The sequence below is a fragment of the Aeromonas sp. AE23HZ002T15 genome (assembly GCF_054165525.2).
Map to the genome: position 1 here is coordinate 1,078,604 of NZ_CM201342.1, position 19,686 is coordinate 1,098,289.

A 19,686-nucleotide genomic window follows, 5' to 3' on the forward strand; every position below is an offset into this window, starting at 1 on the left:
GGATTAACCCATGAAACTTGTCCTTAAACTGATCGCCGGCATACTCGCCGGTCTCCTGCTCGGTCTCTACGCCCCGGAATGGGTCGCACGCGTGCTGTTTACGGCCAAGACGGTCATCGGTCAGCTGATCACCTTCACCATCCCCCTCATCATCCTGTTCTTCATCATGAGCGGCATCGCCAGCCTGCCGAAGAACTCCGGCAAGCTGCTGGGCAAGACGGTGGCACTCTCCTACTGCTCCACCATCTTGGCGGGCCTGTTCGCCTTCACGGTGGCGAGCAACCTGATCCCGCGCCTGACCACGGCCGCCGAGCCCACCGCCGAGGCGGTCATCAAGCTCAGCTCCTACATCAATCTGGAGATACCGCCGCTGTTCGGGGTCATGTCGGCCCTGGCCGCCGCCTTCGTGTTCGGCATCGGCATCAGCGCCACCCAGGCCACCGATCTGCGCCGGGTCGCGGATCAGGGCCGTGACATCATCGACCGCCTGCTGGCCAGGGTGATCATCCCGCTGCTGCCCTTCTACATCGCCGGCGTCTTCGTCGAGATGACGGTGGAAGGCACCGTCTTCGCCACCCTGAAGACCTTCGGCGTGGTGCTGGTGATGGCCATCGCCATGCACTGGCTCTGGCTCTCCGTGCTGTTCGTCGGCACTGGCCTGGCGCTGGGTCGCTCCCCGGCCATGCTGATCAAGAACATGCTGCCGGCCTACTTCACCGCCCTGGGCACCATGTCCAGCGCCGCCACCATCCCGGTGGCCCTCAAGGCCAGCAAGAACAACGGGGTGAGCGAGGGGATCGCCAACTTCACCGTGCCTCTGTGCGCCACCATCCACCTGTGCGGCTCCACCATCACGCTGGTGACCTGTGCCACCGCCGTCATGTTCCTGTCCGAGCACCTGGCCATCCCTGGGCTCTCCACCATGCTGCCCTTCATCATGATGCTGGGCGTCATCATGATTGCGGCCCCCGGTGCCCCGGGTGGCGGCGTCATGTCGGCGCTGGGCCTGCTCACCTCCATGCTGGGTTTCGGTGAGGCCTCCATCGCCCTGATGATCGCCCTCTACCTGGCCCAGGACAGCTTCGGCACCGCCTGCAACGTCACCGGTGACGGCGTCATCGCCCTCTGGGCCGACCGCTTCGCCAAGGGTGAGGAGAGCCTGCCGGCCGCCGAGCAGGAAGCGGCCTGACAGTTCAAGTCAGCCAATAAAAAACGGGAGCCAGTGGCTCCCGTTTTTTATTGGACGTGTTCTGCCGGCGGCAGCGGCTCGGTAAAGACCAGCCGATTCCCGAAGGGATCCCGCACCGTGAGCTCCCGGCAACCCCAGGGCATGGTCTCGATGGCGGGCCTGGCGTTGGGATACACCTTGACCCGCCACTCCGCAAACAGGGCGTTGAGCTGGTCGGTGGAGAGGCGCAGGGCCGCCCCAGGGCAGGCATCTCCGTGGTGCTCGGAGAGGTGGATAACCCAGTCTCCCCGGGAGACCTGCAGGTAGAGCGGCATGTCCGGGCCGAACCTGTGCTCCCAGTCGATGACAAACCCCAGGTAATCGAGGTAGAAGGCGCGCAATTTGCCTTCATCGAAGCTGCGCAAGATGGGCACTATCACAGGGTAGCCCCCCGGCCGCCTGGCCTTGTCATGCCCCTGCGCCCCGGCGGCGGATCACCCCTTCCTGCATGGTGCTGGCCACCAGCACGCCGTCACGGGTGAAGAACTGACCGCGCACCAGGCCGCGGCCGCCGCTGGCGCTCGGGCTGTCCACCACATAGAGCAGCCAGTCGTCCAGCCTGAACTCCCGGTGGAACCACATGGAGTGATCTATGGTCGCCACCTGCATGTCCGGCTCCCAGTAGGAGACGCCGTGGGGCTGCAGGGCGGCGAACAGGAAGTGGAAGTCGGAGGCGTAGGCCAGCAGGTAGTTGTGCACCCGCTGATCGTCCGGCACCGGGCCGTTGGCCTTGAACCAGGTGTAGCGCAGGGGTTCGTGCACATCCGGGCGTATGGGGTCGACCAGGGTCACCGGGCGGATCTCGATGGGCTTCTCGCACAGGATCTTGTCCCGCAGGGCCGGGGGGATCACCTGCTCGTAGGGGCGCACCAGCTCCAGCTCGCTCTTGAGCTGCTCCGGGGGCGTGATGCCCTCGGGCATCCTGGCCTGGTGTTCGAAGCCTTCGGCCTCCACCTGGAAGGAGGCGTTGAGATAGAAGATGGGCTTGCCGCCCTGGATGGCCTTGACCCGGCGGGTAGAGACGGTCTGACCGTCGCGGATGTTCTCCACGTCGTAGACGATGGGCTTGTTGGCATCCCCAGGGCGCAGGAAGTAGGAGTGACAGCTGTGCACCTGGCGATCGCTCGCCACCGTCTGCTTGGCGGCTGACAAGGCCTGCCCCATCACCTGTCCGCCGAACACGGCCCGCAGACCGAGATCCTGGCTCTGGCCCCGAAACAGGCCCTCCTCGATTTTTTCGAGCGCCAGCAACGCCAGCAGCTCATCCAATACCTTGCTCATTCTTCTCTCCTGTGTCAGTGCGGGAAAGGCTAACAAGCCAGCCCTGGCAGAGCAACCGCTCCCTCGTATGGCGCAACGTGATAGAGAAACTCATCAACATCAGAATCCAATGGCGCCGTGAATGAAAATGGCGCTGACCGTAGGGGATCTGCCTTCCCGGCCGGGCGTTGCCAGCAGCAATAAAAAAGCCCGCACCGAGAGGTGCGGGCTTTTGAAGGACCGGGGGACAGGGTCACCCAGGGGCGAGCTTACTTGCTGCCGGTACCCGAGTTGCGGGTGGAGGAGGTCGGCTTGCGACGGGCGGTGGTGGCGCGGGCGCGCGGCTCCTTGCCCTGCATCTCCTTGTGGCGCTTGACGGCGCGACGGATCTGGGCGGCCTGCTTGTGGCGACCGGCCTTGCCGTCCTGCTGCAGATCGACCTTGGACTCGGTCTCGTTCGGCAGATTCACCAGGCCGCGCAGGTAGTTCACCTCGGGGAGTTTGAGCTCCTGCCAGCCACCGCGGGGGATGCCGCGATCCAGGGTGACGTCGCCGTAGCGGATACGCATCAGGCGGCTCACCTGCACTTCCTGGGATTCCCACAGACGGCGCACTTCGCGGTTGCGCCCCTCGGTCAGGGTGACGTTGAACCACTGGTTCAGGCCCTCACCGCCGGCCGGCTTGATCTTGTTGAACTTGGCCATGCCGTCTTCCAGCTGCACGCCCTTGCGCAGGCGCTGCAGCATGGCTTCGGTGATCTCGCCAAAGACGCGTACCGCGTATTCCCGCTCCACTTCGTGGCTCGGGTGCATCAGCCGGTTGGCCAGCTCGCCGTCGGTGGTGAAGAGCAACAGACCGGAGGTGTTGACGTCCAGACGACCCACCGCGATCCAGCGGGCGCCGTCCATCTTGGGCAGGCGATCAAACACGGTGGGGCGCCCTTCCGGATCGTGACGGGTACACATTTCCCCTTCGGGCTTGTGGTACGCCAGCACGCGGCAGATCTGCTCTTCCGCCGCACGGGTCTTGACCTGGTGACCATCCACCCGGATCACGGCGTTCACTTCGACGCGATCCCCCAGCGTGGCGACCTTGCCATCCACACTGACCCGACCTGCGGTGATCAGGGCCTCCATCTCACGACGGGAGCCTTGACCCGCGCGGGCCAATACTTTTTGCAGTTTTTCACTCATCGGGTTTACCTGATTGTTGATCGCTACCCGTTTGATACAGGGCAACGGTGACTTACTGTGGCGGCACCCGCTCGGGTTCGCCGCCACCGCTTGATACTCATCTTGCTAGGACGGCACGCTCTGGCCGCCGCTCCCCTCACCCAGCATACCGGACAAGGGGGACTGCAGTTCGGGATCCAGCTCGGGAAGCTGCTCCAGACTGCGCAGGTTGAAATAATCCAGAAACTCCCGGGTGGTGGCGAGCAGCTCGGGGCGCCCCACCACCTCCTTGTGGCCTATGCTGCGCACCCAGCCACGCTCCTTCAGGGTATTGACGATCTGGCTCGACACCGCCACCCCGCGGATGGCCTCGATCTCGGCCCTCGTGATGGGCTGGCGATAGGCGATCAGCGTCAGCGTCTCCATCACGGCCCGCGAGTAGCGCGGCGCCCGCTCGCTCCAGAGCCTCGAGAGCTCCTCGGCATACTCCTGGCGGGCCTGGAAGCGCCAGCCGGAGGCGACCTCTTTGAGCTCCACCCCCCGCGTCTCATAGTCTTTCCTGAGCTCCGCCAGCAGCAGCTGGACGTAGCGACCGGTGACCGGGTAATCCGAGAGCACCCCGGCCTTGAGCTCGCTCACCGAGAGCGGACGACCGGCGACGAAGAGCGCCGCTTCGATCAGGCTCTTGAGCCGCTCAGCAGGCAATGCCATGACGCCCCTCCCCCGGGTTTAGGGTTTTAGACCGCTCAATGGGCAACGCCATGGTTGCCCTCCTCGGACGCACTGGCCAGTGCAAAGTGGATGGGACCGAGGGGCTCGGCCTGCAGGATCCAGATCAGGGACTCCTTGCACAGCTCAAGCAACGCCAGAAACGTCACCAGCACCCCCATGCGCCCCTCTTCGGCCTTGACCACCTGATCGAGGCGCAGGGTCTGCCCCAGGGACAACATGGCCAGGATCTCCGCCATGCGCACCCGGGTCGGGATCTGTTCCCGGCGGATCTGGTGATGCTCAAAATGAGTCGCGCGTTTTACCACACTTTGCATGTAAAGGGCGAGCTCAACCAGCGAAACATCGGGCGCCAGCGGCTTCAGGGCGCCGAAATCCGGCGGCAAGGCGCTCGCCACATAGATCTCCCGCTCCAGCCGGGGCAGGGCGTCCAGCCGCTCGGCACCCAGCTTGTAGCGCTCGTACTCCTGCAGTCGGCGAATGAGGGTCACGCGGGGATCCTCCCCCTCCTCCTCGTCCTCCAGCTCCGGCGCCTTGGGCAACAGCAGGCGAGATTTGATCTCGGCGAGCCAGGCCGCCATCAGCAGGTATTCCGCGGCGAGCTCCAGGTTCAGCCCCTGCATCAGCTCCACGTACTCCATGTACTGGGCGGTGATCTGCAGGATAGGCAGGTTCAGGATGTCCAGCTGCTGGCGACGGATGAGGTAGAGCAGCAGATCGAGAGGCCCCTCGAAGGTGTCGAGGAAGACTTCCAGCGCATCCGGCGGAATAAACAGATCCTGGGGCAGCTCATGATAGGGCTGCCCCAGGACGGTGGCGATGGGCGGCGCAGGAATGGGTGGGGGCTGGTCTCCCTCACCCTGGGCCTGGGTCGCCGTGTCGGCGGCCTTATTCAAACGGCGTGGGATCCCCGGCGCCGCGACGACGCAGCACGGGCTCGTCGTCGGAGAAATCCACCACAGTGGTGGGCTGCTCGCCGAGATAGCCGCCGTTGACCACCAGATCCAGCTGCTTGCCGAGCTTGTCGGCGATCTCTTCCGGGTCAAACTCCGCCATCTCGGAGCCCGGCAGGATCAGGGTGGTGGAGAGCAGGGGCTCGCCGAGCTCTTCCAGCAGCGCCAGGGCTATGTTGTTGGCCGGCACCCGGATGCCGATGGTCTTCTTCTTCTCGTTCATCAGGCGGCGCGGCACTTCCTTGGTCGCCTTGAAGATGAAGGTGTAGGGGCCAGGGGTGTTGTTCTTGATGAGGCGAAACGCGCTGTTGTCCACCTTGGCGTAGGTGGCGATTTCGGAGAGATCCCGGCACACCAGGGTGAAATCGTGGTTCGGCTCGATGCGGCGGATGCGGCAGATGCGCTCCAGGGCATCCTTGTTGCCCATCTGGCAGCCCAGGGCATAACCGGAGTCGGTGGGATAGACGATGACGCCGCCGTTTTGCAAGATCTGCACCGCCTGGCCGATGAGGCGGGCCTGGGGATTATCGGGATGTACGTAAAAATGCTGACTCATATGCTGTTCTCGCGATGGGGGCACGCGGCGTGCCCGCTTCATGGTCGAGGGCCTGCGCCCATGACACTACCTTAACGCCTTTGGCGCAGACTCGCTCGCGCCAAAAGTTGAAATTGGCCCCATTGGCCTGCCGAACCGCGTCTCAGCGGGCGGCCAGCAGGCTGGCATGCTCCTCGGGGCTGAGGCCGAAGTGGCCGGGATAGCCCAGCCAGAGCGGCGTGCCCTCCTTGGGTAGCCAGAGATGGCGGCCGAGCTCGGTCCAGCGGGAAGGGAAATGGAAGTCCGATCCCACCGAGATGTAGAGATCGTGATCCTTGGCCCACTGACCGAGGTTCGCCCGCTCCTGGGGGCTCTGCTGGGGCAGGGAGACCTCCATGGCATCCCCCCCGGCGACCTTGAAGGCCACCAGCAGCCGTTTGATCCACTTGGCGGTGAGATCGTAGCGGCTGGGATGGGCCAGCACCGCCAGGCCACCTGCGCCGTGGATGACCTCGATGGCCACCGCCATCTCGGGCCATTCGGCGGGGACATAGCCCTTGTTGCCCCGGCTCAGGTACTTCTTGAACACCTTCTGCATGTTGTCCGCCACCCCGCGGGCCATCAGCACCCGGGCGAAGTGAGCACGGGTCACGGCGGCCTCGCCGGCGAGGGCCTTGGCCTCTTCATAGGTGCCGGGCAGCTGGCACTTCTCCAGACGGCGCCCTATCTCCTCGGCGCGCGCCTCCCGGCGGGCCAGCTGGGCGGCCAGGAAGGCGTTGAGCCCCGGGTTCTGTTCATCCACCCCGAGCGCCACTATGTGGATCTCATGATGCTCCCAACCGGTGGAGATCTCCACCCCGCTCACCAGCCGCAGGGGCAGCTGCTCCGTGGCTATGGTCTGGCGCACCTCATCAAGGCCGGCGAGGGTGTCGTGGTCAGTGACCGCTAACACCTCGACCCCTTTTTCGGCGGCGCGGCGCACCAAGTCGGAGGGCGAAAGTACCCCATCCGAGGCCGTGGTATGACAGTGAAGATCGAATCTCATCGGCTTGTTTCGCTCTCGTTGACTGATCCGCTCGGCAAAAAGCGGCAAAAAAGCGACTTGACTTGGCCGCGGCTTTAGCGTTTTCTGTAGACACTTCAAGTGCAAACAGATCGATACAGGATTTTATCATGCAAACGACAATCACCCTGACCCATAGCTGGTGGTGGCACATTCCCTGACATGCGGGCGTGTGGTCGTTGCTGTACCTGAAATCTGACAGCAAATTAAGAACCCAGAGAAAAAGCCCGCTGACCCCAGCGGGCTTTTTTATTATCCGGCAAATGGACATCTGATGAAACCGAGAATTCTGATCAGCGTACAAGCAGGGCGATGGCGGGCCCACTGAGGCAACCCCATCCATCCATTTTCAAGAGACTCAACATCATGAACATCGGTTACACAGAACAGCTGCAAGGGAACGCATCATGACAGGCAACAAGACCCGGTTACCCCTGGGCGAATTCGATACCATCCGGCTCAACGCCCCCTATGTGACGGACCCGCTGGCGCTCTACAGCCAGCTCTGCCAGGGCCGCCCCAACAACCTGCTGCTGGAATCCGTGGAGATCGACTCCAAGGCCGGCACCCAGAGCCTGCTGCTGGTGGACGCCTGCCTGCGTATCGAGTGCCGCGGCCGCACCGTGCGGGTGCGCGCCCTCAACAACAACGGCGAGCGGTTGCAAGCCCTGCTCGATGAGCGCCTGCCCGCCCTCATCGCTCGCACCCAGGACGACGGTGAACTCCGCCTCGCCTTCCCGGCCTCCGATCGGGAGCTCGACGAAGACAGCCGCCTCAAGGGGATCAGCGTGCTGGACGTGCTGCGCACCCTGCAACGGGAGCTGCAATGTCAGTTAGGTAAAGAGGCGCTCTTTATGGGGGGCAGCTTCGCCTACGACCTCATCGCCTCCTTCGAGGATCTGCCACAAGTGCCGGAAGGGAGCAACGACTGCCCCGACTACTGCTTCTACGTGGCCGAGACCCTGATCACCATCGATCACATCAAGCAGAGCACCCAGCTGCTGGCTTGTCTCTTCGGCGGCGGTGACGAAGACGACAGCCAGCTCGATGAGCGTTACGCCCGCCTGACCGCCCGTCTCGAGACCTTCAAGCTTGCCTGCCAGCAGCCGCAACCCAGGCAACAGGCGACCCAGCCCCTGACCTGGGCGCTGGCGGTTGACAAGAACGACAAGCAGTTCTGCGCCGAAGTCGAAAAACTCAAAGGCTTTATCCGCCGTGGCGACATCTTCCAGGTGGTGCCGTCCCGCAGCTTCTCCCTGCCCTGCCCCGAGCCCGTCGCCGCCTACCGTCGCCTCAAGCAGACCAACCCCAGCCCCTACATGTTCTACGTGCAGGATGAGGGCTTCACCCTGTTTGGCGCCTCCCCGGAGAGCGCGGTCAAGTTCGAGGCTGGCAGCCGTCAGGTGGAGATGTACCCCATCGCCGGCACTCGCCGCCGTGGCCTCAACCCGGACGGCAGCATCAACCTGGACCTGGATGGCCGCATCGAGCTGGAGCTGCGCCAGGACGAGAAAGAGGTCGCCGAGCACCTGATGCTGGTGGATCTGGGCCGCAACGACATCGCCCGCATCTCCGAGCCCGGCACCCGCTACGTCAAAGACTTGCTCAAAGTGGATCGCTACAGCCACGTGATGCACCTGGTCTCCCGGGTGGTCGGCACCCTGCGCGCCGATCTCGATGCCCTGCACGCCTATCAGGCCTGCATGAACATGGGCACCCTCACCGGCGCTCCCAAGCTGCGCGCCAGCGAGCTCATTCGCATGGTGGAAGGCAAGCGCCGTGGCAGCTACGGCGGTGCCGTGGGCTATCTCAACGGTGAGGGGGAGATGGACACCTGCATCGTCATCCGCTCCGCCTTCGTGAAAGACGGGGTCGCCCATGTCCAGGCCGGTGCCGGCGTCGTCTATGACTCCAAGCCCCAAGCAGAAGCGGACGAGACCCGCGCCAAGGCCGCCGCCGTGCTGGCCGCCATCGCCGCCAGCCATGGCACCTCCCTGCAAGCCCTGAGCCTGCAGGAGCACCAGTCAGAGAAGCACAAGGAGGCGCGCCATGACTAACATCTTCCTGCTCGATAACTTCGATTCGTTTACCTACAACCTGGTGGATCAGTTCCGCACCCTGGGCTATCCGGTGCGCATCTACCGCAACAGCCTGCCGGCGAGCCGCATCATGAATGAGATCGAAGCCGCCGGTGGCGACGCCGTGCTGGTGCTCTCCCCGGGCCCGGGTGCCCCCCACGAGGCGGGTTGCCTCATCGATCTCATCAAGCTGGCCCGTGGTCGGGTGCCCATCATCGGCATCTGCCTCGGTCATCAGGCGCTGTGTGAAGCCTATGGCGGCACAGTCGGCGCGGCGGGTGAAATCGTTCACGGCAAGCGCTCCCTGATCGAGCACAACGGCCACGGCGCCTTCGCCGGTCTGCCGAGCCCGCTGCCGGTGGCCCGCTACCACTCGCTGGTCGCGACCTATGTGCCGGAAGAGCTGCAGGTGATTGCCCACTATCAGGGCATGCCCATGGCTGTCGAGCAGAGCGGCGAACGCGTGCTCGGCTTCCAGTTCCACCCAGAATCCATTATGACCAGCGAAGGGGCCCGCCTGCTCACCCAGGCCCTCGCCCACGTGACGCGTCCCGAAAGTACGGTGCGGTAAGGAGACCCCCATGCATCAACATCTCAATACCCTCTATCAGGGGCTGTCTCTGTCGCGCGATGAAGCGCGCGATGCCTTCGGTCAGGTCGTGCGCGGCGAAGTGGATCCCATCGTGCTCTCCAGCCTGCTCACCGCCCTCAAACTCAAGGGGGAGACCCCGGAGGAGATCGCCGGCGCCGCCGATGCGCTCCTGGCCGAGGCCCGCGACTTCCCACGCCCGGATTATGCCTTCTGCGATATCGTCGGCACCGGCGGCGATGGCCTCAACACCATCAACGTCTCCACCACCTCGGCTCTGGTGGCCGCGGCCTGCGGCCTCAAGGTCGCCAAGCACGGCAACCGCTCCGTCTCGAGCAAGTCCGGCTCGAGCGACCTGCTCGACAAGATGGGGATCAAGCTCGACATGAGCCCAGAGCAGGCCCGCCGTTGCCTCGACGAACTCGGCATCTGCTTCCTGTTCGCCCCCCAGTACCACGCCGGGGTGCGCCACGCCATGCCGGTGCGTCAGGCCCTCAAGACCCGCACCCTGTTCAACGTGCTCGGGCCGCTCATCAACCCGGCCCGGCCCACTTACCAGCTGATGGGGGTCTATGCGCCGGAACTGGTGCGTCCCATCGCCGAAACCCTGCTGGCGCTGGGTCTGAAAACCGGTATGGTGGTACACGGCGCGGGGCTCGACGAGATAGCCATCCACGGCCCGACCCAGGTCGCCGAGATCCGGGACGGCGAAATTCGCGAGTACCTCATCACCCCGGCAGATTTTGGCCTCGAGACCTACCCGGTCAGCGCCATCCAGGGCGGCGAGCCGGAAGAGAATCGCGCCATCACGGCCGCCATCCTGGCAGGCGAAGGCAGCCCGGCCCACAACGCCGCCATCGCCGCCAACGTGGCGCCGCTGCTGGTGATGGCGGGCAAGGCACCGGACTTCAAGCAGGCCGCCGCCTTGGTGCTGGCCAAGCTAGCCAGCGGCGAGTGCAGCGCCCTCGCCAAGGCGCTGGCCACCCTGAGCCATCAGGAGGCATGATGTCAGCCACGACCAAAGAGAGCCCACAAGGCACTCACTCAGAACGCCCGAAGGGCAGTCAGCTTCGCAAGGATAACGAGATGTCAGACGTCATTGCCCCCCATGCGTTCTTGAACATGGACTCCATCAACCAAACCATCCTCGGCAAGATAGTTGCAGCCAAGCAGGGCTGGATTGCCGCCCGCAAGGAAGCCCAGCCGCTGGCGAGCTTCCAGGGCCCTCTGGTGCCAAGCGATCGGGACTTCGAGGGGCAGCTGAGGGCAGGCTCTACCCGCTTCATTCTCGAGTGCAAGAAGGCTTCCCCTTCCAAGGGCTTGATCCGCAATGACTTCAGCCCGGAGGCCATCGCCGATGTCTATGGCAAATACGCCACCGCCATCTCTGTGCTGACCGACGAGAAGTTCTTCCAGGGGGACTTCGCCTTCCTGCCGAGGGTGCGCAGCCGCGTCCAGCAACCCGTGCTGTGCAAGGACTTTATGATCGACCCCTATCAGGTCTATCTGGCCCGCCACTATCAGGCGGACGCCATCCTGCTGATGCTCTCCGTACTCACCGACGAGGGCTATAACGCCCTGTTCGCGGTGGCCAAGGAGCTGGGTCTCGGGGTGCTGACCGAGGTGAGCAATGAAGAAGAGCTGGAACGTGCCATCGCGCTTGGGGCGCCGGTCATCGGCATCAACAATCGGGATCTGCGGGACTTGAGCGTCGACATCGCCCGCACCGGTCAGCTGGCCGCCCGCATCCCGGCAGATCGGGTTGTGATCAGCGAGTCCGGTATCCGCAATCGCGCCCAGGTGGCCGAACTGCGCCAGCATGCCAAGGGCTTTTTGGTGGGATCGTCCCTGATGGAAGAAGAGGATCTCGAGGCCGCGGTGCGCAAGCTCACCCTGGGTCAGAACAAGGTGTGCGGCCTGACCAAGCCTGAGGACGCGGCCGCCGCCCATCAGGCCGGCGCCGTCTTCGGTGGCCTCATCTTTGTGTCCAAGAGCCCGCGTTACGTGGACATTCCGGCCGCCCGCACCGTGATGACTGGCGCGCCCCTCAACTATGTCGGGGTGTTTCGCAACGCCCAGGTCACCACCATCGCCAAGACGGTGGATGCCCTGAACCTCGCCGCCGTGCAACTGCACGGGGATGAAGACGCCGCCTATATCGAGAGCCTGCGCCCCCTGCTGCCCCCAGGCTGCGAGATCTGGAAAGCGGTCGGTATCACGAGCGGCGAGCCCCTGCCCTCCCTCGACTTCCCGGCGGATCGCCTGCTGCTGGACACCAAAGTCGGCAGCCAGAGCGGCGGCACCGGCCAGGCGTTCGACTGGGCCCTGCTGGCGGGGCTCGATAAATCCCGCCTGATGCTGGCCGGCGGCCTGAACGCCGATAACGCATTGCAAGCCGCCCAGGTCGGTTGTCTGGGCCTTGATTTCAACTCCGGGGTGGAGAGTGCGCCTGGCCAGAAGGATCCCCAAAAGCTCGCCGCGGCCTTTGGCGCCCTGCGCCAGCTTTAAGCGTGCCCTTGAACATGCACCAAATTGATGAATCGCTTTCGCCTATAAATACAAGGAATAGTCTCATGACACTGCTCAATCCGTTCTTCGGGGAATTTGGCGGCATGTATGTCCCCCAGATCCTCGTCCCCGCCCTGCTCCAGCTGGAGAAGGCCTTCGTCGATGCCAAGGATGAGCCGGCCTTCGTCGCCGAGTTCGAGGCGCTGCTGACCGAGTACGCCGGTCGCCCGACGCCCCTCACCCTGACCCGCAACCTCACCAAGGGCACCAAGACCCGGCTCTATCTGAAGCGGGAAGATCTGCTGCACGGCGGCGCCCACAAGACCAACCAGGTGCTGGGCCAGGCCCTGCTCGCCAAGCGCATGGGCAAGACCGAGATCATCGCTGAGACTGGCGCCGGTCAGCACGGGGTTGCCACGGCTCTGGCCTGCGCCCTGCTCGGCCTCAAGTGCCGGGTCTACATGGGCGCCAAGGATTGCGAGCGCCAGAAGCCGAACGTCTTTCGCATGAAGTTGATGGGCGCCACCGTCATACCGGTGCATTCTGGTTCCAGCACCCTCAAAGATGCCTGCAACGAGGCGCTGCGTGACTGGGCTGCAAACTACGAGTCGGCCCACTACCTGCTCGGCACCGCCGCCGGCCCCCACCCCTTCCCCACAATCGTGCGGGAATTCCAGAAGATGATCGGGGAAGAGGCCAAGGCCCAGTGCTTCGAGAAGGAAGAGCGCCTGCCCGATGCGGTGATCGCCTGCGTTGGCGGCGGGTCCAACGCCATCGGCATGTTCGCCGATTTTATCGACAACCCTGAAGTGCGCCTGATCGGCGTCGAGCCAGGCGGTCACGGCATCGAGAGCGGCGAGCACGGGGCGCCGCTCGGTCACGGCAGCAAGGGGGTCTTCTTTGGCATGCACTCCTACCTGATGCAAGACAGCCAGGGCCAGATCCAGGAGTCCTACTCCGTCTCGGCGGGGCTCGATTTCCCCTCCGTCGGCCCCCAGCACGCCCATCTGGCCGCCATCGGCCGGGCAGAATATGTCTCCATCACGGACAAAGAAGCACTGGATGCGTTCCAGGAACTGGCCCAATCGGAGGGGATCATCCCGGCACTGGAGTCCTCCCACGCCCTGGCCCATGCCCTGAAACTCGCCCGCAGCGAGCCTGAGAAAGAGCAGGTGCTGATCGTCAACCTCTCCGGCCGTGGCGACAAGGACATCTTCACCGTCGCCGACATCTTCGAAAAAGAAGGAACCCTGTCATGAATCGCTACGCACAACTCTTCTCCCGGTTAGCACAAGCCAAACAGGGCGCCTTCGTCCCCTTCGTGATGCTGGGGGATCCCACCCCTGAGCTGTCCCTTGCCATCGTCGATGCCCTGGTCGAAGGGGGCGCGGATGCCCTGGAGCTCGGCATTCCCTTCTCGGATCCGGTGGCGGACGGCCCCACCATACAGGGGGCGGCCCTGCGCGCTTTTGCCAGCCACACCACCCCGGATGACTGCTTCGGGCTGCTTGCCAAGATCCGCGCCAAGTACCCTGAGCTACCCATTGGCCTCCTGGTCTACGCGAACCTGGTTTATGTGCGCAAGATTGACGGCTTCTACGAGAAGTGCCAGCAGGCGGGCGTCGACTCCGTGCTGGTGGCGGACGTGCCGGTGCAGATGTGCGAGCCCTACAAGGCCGCCGCCGACAAGTACGGCATCGACAGCATCTTTATCGCCCCGCCCAATGGCGATGCCGAGACGCTTAAGGCCGTGGCGGAATTGGGCAGTGGTTACACCTACCTGGTGAGCCGCGCCGGTGTCACCGGCGCCGAGACCAAGGCCGGCATGCCGGTGGAAGGGCTCATCAACTCACTGCGCGAGTTCAAGGCGCCCCCCGCCCTGCTCGGCTTTGGCATCAGCGAACCGGCCCAGGTACGCGATGCCATCAAGGCCGGCGCCGCCGGTGCCATCTCGGGTTCGGCCGTGGTGAAGATCATCGAGACCCACCACCAGAACCCGGAGCATATGCTCACTCGTCTGAAAGAGTTTGTGGAAGGGATGAAGGCGGCGACCCGCCACCCCTGATACCGGACCGGGCCTGGCTTGGCCCCACAGCCCTGACCCTAAGCAACAAGGGAGCCCGAATGGGCTCCCTTTTCTATTCCCTATCGTTCTACTCCCCGCATCTAGGTCCCCTCTCCCCTTGGGAGAGGGCTAGGGTGAGGGAGATCAGGACTCCCCGGTAATTCCCCGGTAATTCCCCCGAAGGTTATCGATTTGATGGGTACCCGTAGGTTCGAGTAGGGTCGCGTATTCGGACGTTCGCGGATTGGATGTGATGGCTCGGCTTCACCGCGCAGGACGCGAGGGCGCCGCCCTCGACGGGGTTTCGTCCGCCCTTCGGGCCTGGGCGAGTGACTTTGGAAAGACCCAAAGTCACCAAAGGTCTTCTCCCCCGCCAAGCCGCCCGCCTGCGGCGGGTTACCTCATCTCGCTCTCTGGGTCGGACGGTACACCGCAGATGGGCCTTTGTCCTTCACCATCCATGGCTCCGGCCAAAGTCCGCTTCGAACATCCGTGTTCTCGCGCCAAATCGGGCTGAGCCTTGCTCATCCATAACCGATTTGGCCCCTGTACCAACTGCGGCTGCGCCGTCATCCCTGACGGCGCCCCTAACCCATTGAGCTCGGCTCGGCGACTTGGAGGGGGATCAAAACCGTGCCAGCCCTCAGCTCCCGTCTAACCGCAAACAAGCACCCTTTCCCCTTGGGAGAGGGATGGGGTGAGGGGAACTTCCGTACTATCTACTAACCCAATACCCCACTTAAAACAGCAGTTTCTCACTAATTCATTGAACCAGCTCAGATTTCTATCAACAACCCCTTCCCATGCCTCAATCCGGCCCCTTAAGATAGCCAAACGACAATCAGCCTCTGGGGAGAGCGTCATGGCAGCGATGGTTGCAATCTTGCGGGTGAAAGCAGCGGACTGGGGGCTGTAACTCAGGGGCGGTAGCCTTGCCGACGGTTGCCATCACCGACTCCTTCACTGTTTCTTTAATACAGGGGCAATGGTAGCGTTAAACAAGGAAGTCAAACGATCACGTTCAGCTACAGAGATAGGCTGGAAACGTAAAGATTTAAAATACGTTTTTCACGGTGGTGAATGAGGGTGTGGCGGAGTTATATGGAAGGCTCCGTTATCTGACTTATACTGCCTTCCATCTAATCACTATTATGAGAACCCTAGGAAGAACAATGAACAAAATAGGGATCGTTAAAAATCCACTCTCAGTAATTGCGATATTCGCGGGGATCGCTGAAATAAGTGGAACAGGGATTTTGCCTTTTATCTCGCCAGAAAACCAATGGCTATACATCTGGTTTTTAATGACCTTTCCATTCACCCTGGTTATTCTTTTCTTTGCCACCCTAAACTGGAACCACAAAGCTCTTTATGCTCCATCCGACTATAGTAGCGATGAGTCTTTTCTAGAAGGAATACGCACATCAAGGGCAGCACGTCCTGAGGTGTCGGGCTTGGAGCTAACTATTGAGCACGACATTGAAGCGGCGCTTAGCTCAGCTCTCCCTGAAAATGAGAAAGACCCTAAGGAAAGAGCACGGGTTGCAGATGCAATTAAAGCATCAATAAAGAAAAGTTCATTTATCACCATTGATGCCCGACCGTTAACTGGCAACAACCAACATGTATTCGAACTACCATTCGTAGCTTTTCCATCTCTAAACAATTTGACCGACGAGGTTTATTTTCTCCTTGATGAGTACGTTAAACCATTTGAATACGGCCATTCTTGGGTGCTGAGAAAAGCCGAAGATGGCCAAGTGATCAAAAACGCAAGAATGATCACAGGGACTGAAAAAGGCGTTCCTTGCCCTGACACAAGAAGCCTGAAAGAAGTCGGTATTGAGCCTGGCATGTCCCTGAAGGTAACTCGCCCCTAATCTCATAACAACTGGTTCAAGCCGCTCGCTTCGCTCACTCGGGACCGGCTGAAGCCGGCCCCTTAACCAAACGTTAGGAGTAATGGATTGTCAATATTCTTCGATATAATAGAATTAACAGCTGTGTTTTTTCTTGCTGCCGAAGCTATCAAGTTGGAAAATCTGAAAGTTTTGGTGGAGAAATATTTGAAGCCTTTGGTTGCTAAGTTAAACCCAAAGATTGAGTTAGTAGATGATGTATCTCATTTAAGATTTTTCGAACGAAACCAAATTTGTATTTTCTGCCTCGTTTTCTATTCATTTGGGGTTATCATTATAATTTCAATTTTCTATCTGAATAAAATTAGTCCAAGCGTCATTCTGCATGACCTAGCTCCTATTTATTGGGTGCTTTTAATCGTAGGCGTTTTGTTTATTCCATTTGTTATCGGTTTTCTACCTTATCAATTAGTCGTGTGGTTCTTTGAATACTCCATAAAAGCTTTGACTTGGGTGCAAACTCATACCCATACAGGAGCTGTTGGAATTCTAGGGTTTATATTTTTCGTGTTTCAATACTTGGGTCGCAGAGTGTTTTCCTAACAAAGTGGACAAACGCCGTTCCGCTTCTCTCCACTGGACATAATTTAAGTCACGGCTTTGTGGTTTTGCTGCGAAAAAGTATTCCACAAAGCCACTACTTAAATTCTTCCGTTTACCGAGGCGTTATGTAACAAATATGATTTTCTCCATCGCATACATATAAGAGAAATAGCATGATTATTGTAATACCTGATCCAAATTCACCAGACTCTATATTCGAAGCATTATGGCAAAAGTGCCATACTAGAATTGGTCGAGGAACTTCTAGGGATGTTTATGAAATCGTAGATGAACAAAATGATAAAGTCTTAAAGGTATGTATCTGGCCATCTAACTACACGAACTGGGCTGAAATTATCATTTTTAACAGTGCATCAGATACTGATAAAGAGCATTTCGCTAAAGTTATTTCCTGGAGTCGTTCTGGAAAATTTCTTGTAATGGAACGTCTAAAACCGCTAGTGACCGGTGATATAGTGGGGCACAAAACACCAATGTGTATAACAGACAAGAAATCTTCAAACTTTGGTCGTGATAATACAGGAAGAATAAAAATGCTAGACTATGCAGCATTTAATTTTAAAGCTCACCCTTTGTTCGAGTTTCCAAGCACATGATGCATGTATTTGCATAACAAACGCTTTAAACGGAACGTCAAGAGTTGACTATTGTTCGTTCCTAACAATTTCGGCCAACTATTTCCGTCCACTTAAGCGGGCGTTAAATTTCAGGAATAAGCATCGTGCTAGATTTCAAGGAAGATGAAGGCCAGCAGGGATGGAACACCACCAGCCTTGAGCCCATGGCGGGCATTGCCTACAATGGCCCACTTTTTATCAAACTCAGGTCTATAAAATGAGCGACAACAAACCAGCACTGCCCGACCGTCTGGCGGCCAACCCGCGCAGCCCGTACTATGTGGCGGAGTGCTTCGAGCACGAGATCGGCATTCGCGTGAACGGCAAGGTGCGCACCAATGTCGAGGAGTACTGCATCAGCGAAGGTTGGGTGAAGATCCCCTCCCCCAAGGCCAAGGATCGCTACGGCAATGCCATGCTGATCACCGTCAAGGGCACCGTCGAAGCCTTCTACGCCTAAGCGTTTCCGCGCCCTGCTCAGGGCTCTACTGTCTATCCAAAACACCGGCCTCGCGCCGGTGTTTTGTTTTTCAGCATCAAAATGCACAGTTAGCCGCCTGGGCTCCTATCCGATGCCCCTATCCGTATCCGACCCTTGCGGCATCGGGCCGAGAATCCATCCCCAGCCATATAAAAAGCCCCGTCTGGCCTTACTGCGAGACGGGGCTTTATCATTTTTCATGATTGAAAGGACAATTTCATTAGCCAGCCTAATGAACTGACATCTTCTCTGGACCAGAATCCCGGGCCTTAGCCCAGTGAGGCGAAGATCCCTGCCAGGGTCGCGCTCATCAGGTTCGCCAGGGTCGCGGCCAGCACGGCCTTGAGGCCCATGTTCGCCACGTCGTGGCGGCGCTCCGGCGCCATGGTGCCGATGGAGCCAAGCTGGATGGCAATCGACCCCAGGTTCGCGAAGCCGCACAGGGCGAAGGTGATGATGATCTGGGTGTGGGCGCTCAAGTTCTCCTTGATGCTGGCAAAGTCCAGATAGGCGACGAACTCGTTCATGATGACCTTCTGGCCGATAAGCGAGCCTGCCGCCATCATCTCGTTGCTCGGCACCCCGATAAGCCAGGCGACGGGGGCGAACAGGTAGCCCAGCAGCAGTTGCAAGGAGAGCTCGGGCCAGCCGAACCACTCACCGAGCGCGGCAAAGCCAGCGTTGAGCATGGTGATGACGCTGACGAAGGCCAGCAAGATGGTGCCGATGGCCACCGCTATCTTCATGCCCCCCATGGCGCCGCCAGCCAGCGCGTCGATGGCGTTGCTGTAGTCGCTCTTGTCGAGCGTGATCTCGTCTTGCTCGCGTACCCGCTCCTGCTCGGGCACCAGCAGTTTGGCCATCAAGAGGCCGCCGGGCGCCGCCATAAAGGAGGCGGCGATCAGGTATTTGAGATCCACGCCAAGCCCGGCATAACCGCCAAGCACCGAGCCTGCCACCGAGGCCATGCCGCAGGTCATCACCGCGAACAACTCGGAGCGGGTCATGCCCGCCAAGAAGGGGCGGATCAGCAGGGGCGATTCCCCCTGGGAGAGGAAGATGTTGCCGGTGGCCACCAGGGACTCGGCGCGGCTGGTGCCGAGCAGGCGGTGAATGCCGCCCCCCAGCACCCGGATCACCCACTGCATGATGCCGAAGTGGTAGAGCACGGCGATCAGCGCGCTGATGAAGATGACCAACGGCAGCACCCGCACCGCGAAGATGAAGCCGTTGCTCGCCAGATCGCCGAACACGAAGCGGATGCCGCTATCGGCAAAGCCGAGCAGGGCGGAGACACCGTTGCTCATGGCGCCGAGCAACAGCTGACCGGGGGGGAAATAGAGCACCAGGGCGGCGAAACCGGTCTGCAGGGCCAGGGCCCCGAGCACGGTGCGCCAGCGGATGGCACGGCGGTTCTCACTGGCCAGCCAGGCGATAAACATCAGGGCCAGCATGCCGACCAGACTCAATAACAGGGTCATCTTGCACCTATGAAGAGAGGAGTTTCATATGGCAAGTCTGCAGACGGGGGGCGCGAGGGCGTCAGGCGGGGCGTGCCGACCACGCGACACACAAACCACAAACCTACGGTTCAGTGGCGGGTCCCATCCTGGGGTCATTCACGTTCCGGGTGACGGCGAGTATCGGTGACGCCAGCCGCGTGGGAGAGACGGCGACTGGCAGGTCGGGCGGCGATGGTACAGTGATCCACGTCACATAAAAAGCGGTAAAACGATTCGCCCCAGCAATTTTTTTGTCGCCGACATAATCCATCCCAAAATAACCCCACGAGGAAACCAATATTTAACCCAAGGTGACTCATTGCTTATGAAAATGAATATCAATATCGGAGATTAGTACTAGAAAAGTATTAGCCACGGCATCCAGTGAACGTCACCTGAAAAACGTTTTTTATTTAAATCTTT

Annotated in this window: 19 protein-coding genes; 11 read left to right on the plus strand and 8 right to left on the minus strand. The window is 60.8% G+C overall.

Annotated features, from left to right (window positions below; genetic code table 11):
* Nucleotides 1-10 precede the first annotated feature (10 nt).
* Nucleotides 11-1,189, plus strand: coding sequence for a dicarboxylate/amino acid:cation symporter (locus ACT5M9_RS04865; protein ID WP_457981299.1), 1,179 nt, complete (start codon nucleotides 11-13; stop codon nucleotides 1,187-1,189).
* 47 nt (nucleotides 1,190-1,236) lie between these two features.
* Here ACT5M9_RS04865 and ACT5M9_RS04870 read toward each other — a convergent pair whose 3' ends face one another.
* From ACT5M9_RS04870 to rnm, 7 genes are all read right to left on the minus strand, one after another.
* Nucleotides 1,237-1,608 (minus strand): glyoxalase superfamily protein, encoded by a 372-nt coding sequence (locus ACT5M9_RS04870; RefSeq protein WP_457981297.1) that lies wholly within the window; start codon nucleotides 1,606-1,608, stop codon nucleotides 1,237-1,239.
* 28 nt (nucleotides 1,609-1,636) lie between these two features.
* Nucleotides 1,637-2,509: an acyl-CoA thioesterase II gene (gene tesB / locus ACT5M9_RS04875; RefSeq protein WP_457981296.1), complete on the minus strand. Its 873-nt coding sequence runs from the start codon at nucleotides 2,507-2,509 to the stop codon at nucleotides 1,637-1,639.
* A 248-nt stretch (nucleotides 2,510-2,757) separates the two neighbouring features.
* A complete protein-coding gene (rluB, locus tag ACT5M9_RS04880) occupies nucleotides 2,758-3,681 on the minus strand; it encodes a 23S rRNA pseudouridine(2605) synthase RluB (protein WP_457981294.1) in 924 nt (307 codons plus the stop codon).
* A 105-nt stretch (nucleotides 3,682-3,786) separates the two neighbouring features.
* On the minus strand, nucleotides 3,787-4,371 hold the full coding sequence (gene scpB / locus ACT5M9_RS04885) for an SMC-Scp complex subunit ScpB (protein ID WP_438548836.1): 585 nt from the start codon (nucleotides 4,369-4,371) through the stop codon (nucleotides 3,787-3,789).
* A gap of 35 nt (nucleotides 4,372-4,406) precedes the next feature.
* A complete protein-coding gene (locus ACT5M9_RS04890) occupies nucleotides 4,407-5,225 on the minus strand; it encodes a segregation/condensation protein A (protein ID WP_520395674.1) in 819 nt (272 codons plus the stop codon).
* 52 nt (nucleotides 5,226-5,277) lie between these two features.
* Nucleotides 5,278-5,898 carry an L-threonylcarbamoyladenylate synthase gene (locus ACT5M9_RS04895; protein ID WP_438548834.1) on the minus strand — a complete coding sequence of 207 codons (621 nt, stop codon included), beginning with the start codon at nucleotides 5,896-5,898 and terminating at the stop codon, nucleotides 5,278-5,280.
* Between the two features lie 142 nt (nucleotides 5,899-6,040).
* The gene (gene rnm, locus ACT5M9_RS04900; RefSeq protein WP_457981292.1) at nucleotides 6,041-6,922 is read right to left on the minus strand and encodes an RNase RNM; all 882 of its coding nucleotides are present in this window, start codon (nucleotides 6,920-6,922) and stop codon (nucleotides 6,041-6,043) included.
* A gap of 425 nt (nucleotides 6,923-7,347) precedes the next feature.
* Between rnm and ACT5M9_RS04905 the strand changes: the two genes are divergently transcribed.
* From ACT5M9_RS04905 to ACT5M9_RS04950, 10 genes are all read left to right on the plus strand, one after another.
* Nucleotides 7,348-8,997 (plus strand): anthranilate synthase component 1, encoded by a 1,650-nt coding sequence (locus ACT5M9_RS04905; protein WP_457981290.1) that lies wholly within the window; start codon nucleotides 7,348-7,350, stop codon nucleotides 8,995-8,997.
* Nucleotides 8,990-9,589 carry an aminodeoxychorismate/anthranilate synthase component II gene (locus tag ACT5M9_RS04910; RefSeq protein ID WP_457981288.1) on the plus strand — a complete coding sequence of 200 codons (600 nt, stop codon included), beginning with the start codon at nucleotides 8,990-8,992 and terminating at the stop codon, nucleotides 9,587-9,589. Before ACT5M9_RS04905 ends, ACT5M9_RS04910 begins: the two co-directional genes overlap by 8 nt.
* 10 nt (nucleotides 9,590-9,599) lie before the next feature.
* Entirely contained in the window at nucleotides 9,600-10,613 is a 1,014-nt protein-coding gene (trpD, locus tag ACT5M9_RS04915; protein WP_457981287.1) for an anthranilate phosphoribosyltransferase, read from the plus strand.
* On the plus strand, nucleotides 10,613-12,115 hold the full coding sequence (gene trpCF, locus ACT5M9_RS04920) for a bifunctional indole-3-glycerol-phosphate synthase TrpC/phosphoribosylanthranilate isomerase TrpF (protein ID WP_457981285.1): 1,503 nt from the start codon (nucleotides 10,613-10,615) through the stop codon (nucleotides 12,113-12,115). Before trpD ends, trpCF begins: the two co-directional genes overlap by 1 nt.
* 65 nt (nucleotides 12,116-12,180) lie before the next feature.
* On the plus strand, nucleotides 12,181-13,374 hold the full coding sequence (gene trpB / locus ACT5M9_RS04925; RefSeq protein WP_457981284.1) for a tryptophan synthase subunit beta: 1,194 nt from the start codon (nucleotides 12,181-12,183) through the stop codon (nucleotides 13,372-13,374).
* Nucleotides 13,371-14,180, plus strand: a complete 810-nt coding sequence (gene trpA, locus ACT5M9_RS04930) for a tryptophan synthase subunit alpha (protein WP_456500435.1) — start codon at nucleotides 13,371-13,373, stop codon at nucleotides 14,178-14,180. Before trpB ends, trpA begins: the two co-directional genes overlap by 4 nt.
* A gap of 1,172 nt (nucleotides 14,181-15,352) precedes the next feature.
* Nucleotides 15,353-16,060, plus strand: coding sequence for a hypothetical protein (locus ACT5M9_RS04935; protein ID WP_457981282.1), 708 nt, complete (start codon nucleotides 15,353-15,355; stop codon nucleotides 16,058-16,060).
* Nucleotides 16,061-16,147: 87 nt separating this feature from the next.
* Nucleotides 16,148-16,642: a hypothetical protein gene (locus ACT5M9_RS04940; RefSeq protein WP_457981281.1), complete on the plus strand. Its 495-nt coding sequence runs from the start codon at nucleotides 16,148-16,150 to the stop codon at nucleotides 16,640-16,642.
* 173 nt (nucleotides 16,643-16,815) lie between these two features.
* Entirely contained in the window at nucleotides 16,816-17,259 is a 444-nt protein-coding gene (locus ACT5M9_RS04945; protein ID WP_457981279.1) for a hypothetical protein, read from the plus strand.
* 238 nt (nucleotides 17,260-17,497) lie between these two features.
* Complete coding sequence (locus tag ACT5M9_RS04950; protein WP_457981278.1) at nucleotides 17,498-17,740, plus strand: DUF3297 family protein; 243 nt, start codon at nucleotides 17,498-17,500, stop codon at nucleotides 17,738-17,740.
* 290 nt (nucleotides 17,741-18,030) lie between these two features.
* Here the strand turns inward: ACT5M9_RS04950 and ACT5M9_RS04955 are convergent, their stop codons facing one another.
* Complete coding sequence (locus ACT5M9_RS04955; RefSeq protein WP_457981276.1) at nucleotides 18,031-19,242, minus strand: NupC/NupG family nucleoside CNT transporter; 1,212 nt, start codon at nucleotides 19,240-19,242, stop codon at nucleotides 18,031-18,033.
* Nucleotides 19,243-19,686: the final 444 nt, after the last annotated feature.

What these genes read in the sequence shown, in the direction of transcription:
- trpA (WP_456500435.1), top strand. Translation starts at nt 13,371, where the DNA reads ATGAATCGCTACGCACAACTCTTCTCCCGGTTAGCACAAGCCAAACAG.
- rluB (WP_457981294.1), bottom strand. Translation starts at nt 3,681, where the DNA reads ATGAGTGAAAAACTGCAAAAAGTATTGGCCCGCGCGGGTCAAGGCTCC.
- tesB (WP_457981296.1), bottom strand. Translation starts at nt 2,509, where the DNA reads ATGAGCAAGGTATTGGATGAGCTGCTGGCGTTGCTGGCGCTCGAAAAA.
- ACT5M9_RS04905 (WP_457981290.1), top strand. Translation starts at nt 7,348, where the DNA reads ATGACAGGCAACAAGACCCGGTTACCCCTGGGCGAATTCGATACCATC.
- ACT5M9_RS04865 (WP_457981299.1), top strand. Translation starts at nt 11, where the DNA reads ATGAAACTTGTCCTTAAACTGATCGCCGGCATACTCGCCGGTCTCCTG.
- trpD (WP_457981287.1), top strand. Translation starts at nt 9,600, where the DNA reads ATGCATCAACATCTCAATACCCTCTATCAGGGGCTGTCTCTGTCGCGC.
- trpCF (WP_457981285.1), top strand. Translation starts at nt 10,613, where the DNA reads ATGTCAGCCACGACCAAAGAGAGCCCACAAGGCACTCACTCAGAACGC.
- ACT5M9_RS04935 (WP_457981282.1), top strand. Translation starts at nt 15,353, where the DNA reads ATGAACAAAATAGGGATCGTTAAAAATCCACTCTCAGTAATTGCGATA.
- scpB (WP_438548836.1), bottom strand. Translation starts at nt 4,371, where the DNA reads ATGGCATTGCCTGCTGAGCGGCTCAAGAGCCTGATCGAAGCGGCGCTC.
- ACT5M9_RS04910 (WP_457981288.1), top strand. Translation starts at nt 8,990, where the DNA reads ATGACTAACATCTTCCTGCTCGATAACTTCGATTCGTTTACCTACAAC.
- trpB (WP_457981284.1), top strand. Translation starts at nt 12,181, where the DNA reads ATGACACTGCTCAATCCGTTCTTCGGGGAATTTGGCGGCATGTATGTC.
- ACT5M9_RS04950 (WP_457981278.1), top strand. Translation starts at nt 17,498, where the DNA reads ATGAGCGACAACAAACCAGCACTGCCCGACCGTCTGGCGGCCAACCCG.
- ACT5M9_RS04955 (WP_457981276.1), bottom strand. Translation starts at nt 19,242, where the DNA reads ATGACCCTGTTATTGAGTCTGGTCGGCATGCTGGCCCTGATGTTTATC.
- rnm (WP_457981292.1), bottom strand. Translation starts at nt 6,922, where the DNA reads ATGAGATTCGATCTTCACTGTCATACCACGGCCTCGGATGGGGTACTT.
- ACT5M9_RS04945 (WP_457981279.1), top strand. Translation starts at nt 16,816, where the DNA reads ATGATTATTGTAATACCTGATCCAAATTCACCAGACTCTATATTCGAA.
- ACT5M9_RS04895 (WP_438548834.1), bottom strand. Translation starts at nt 5,898, where the DNA reads ATGAGTCAGCATTTTTACGTACATCCCGATAATCCCCAGGCCCGCCTC.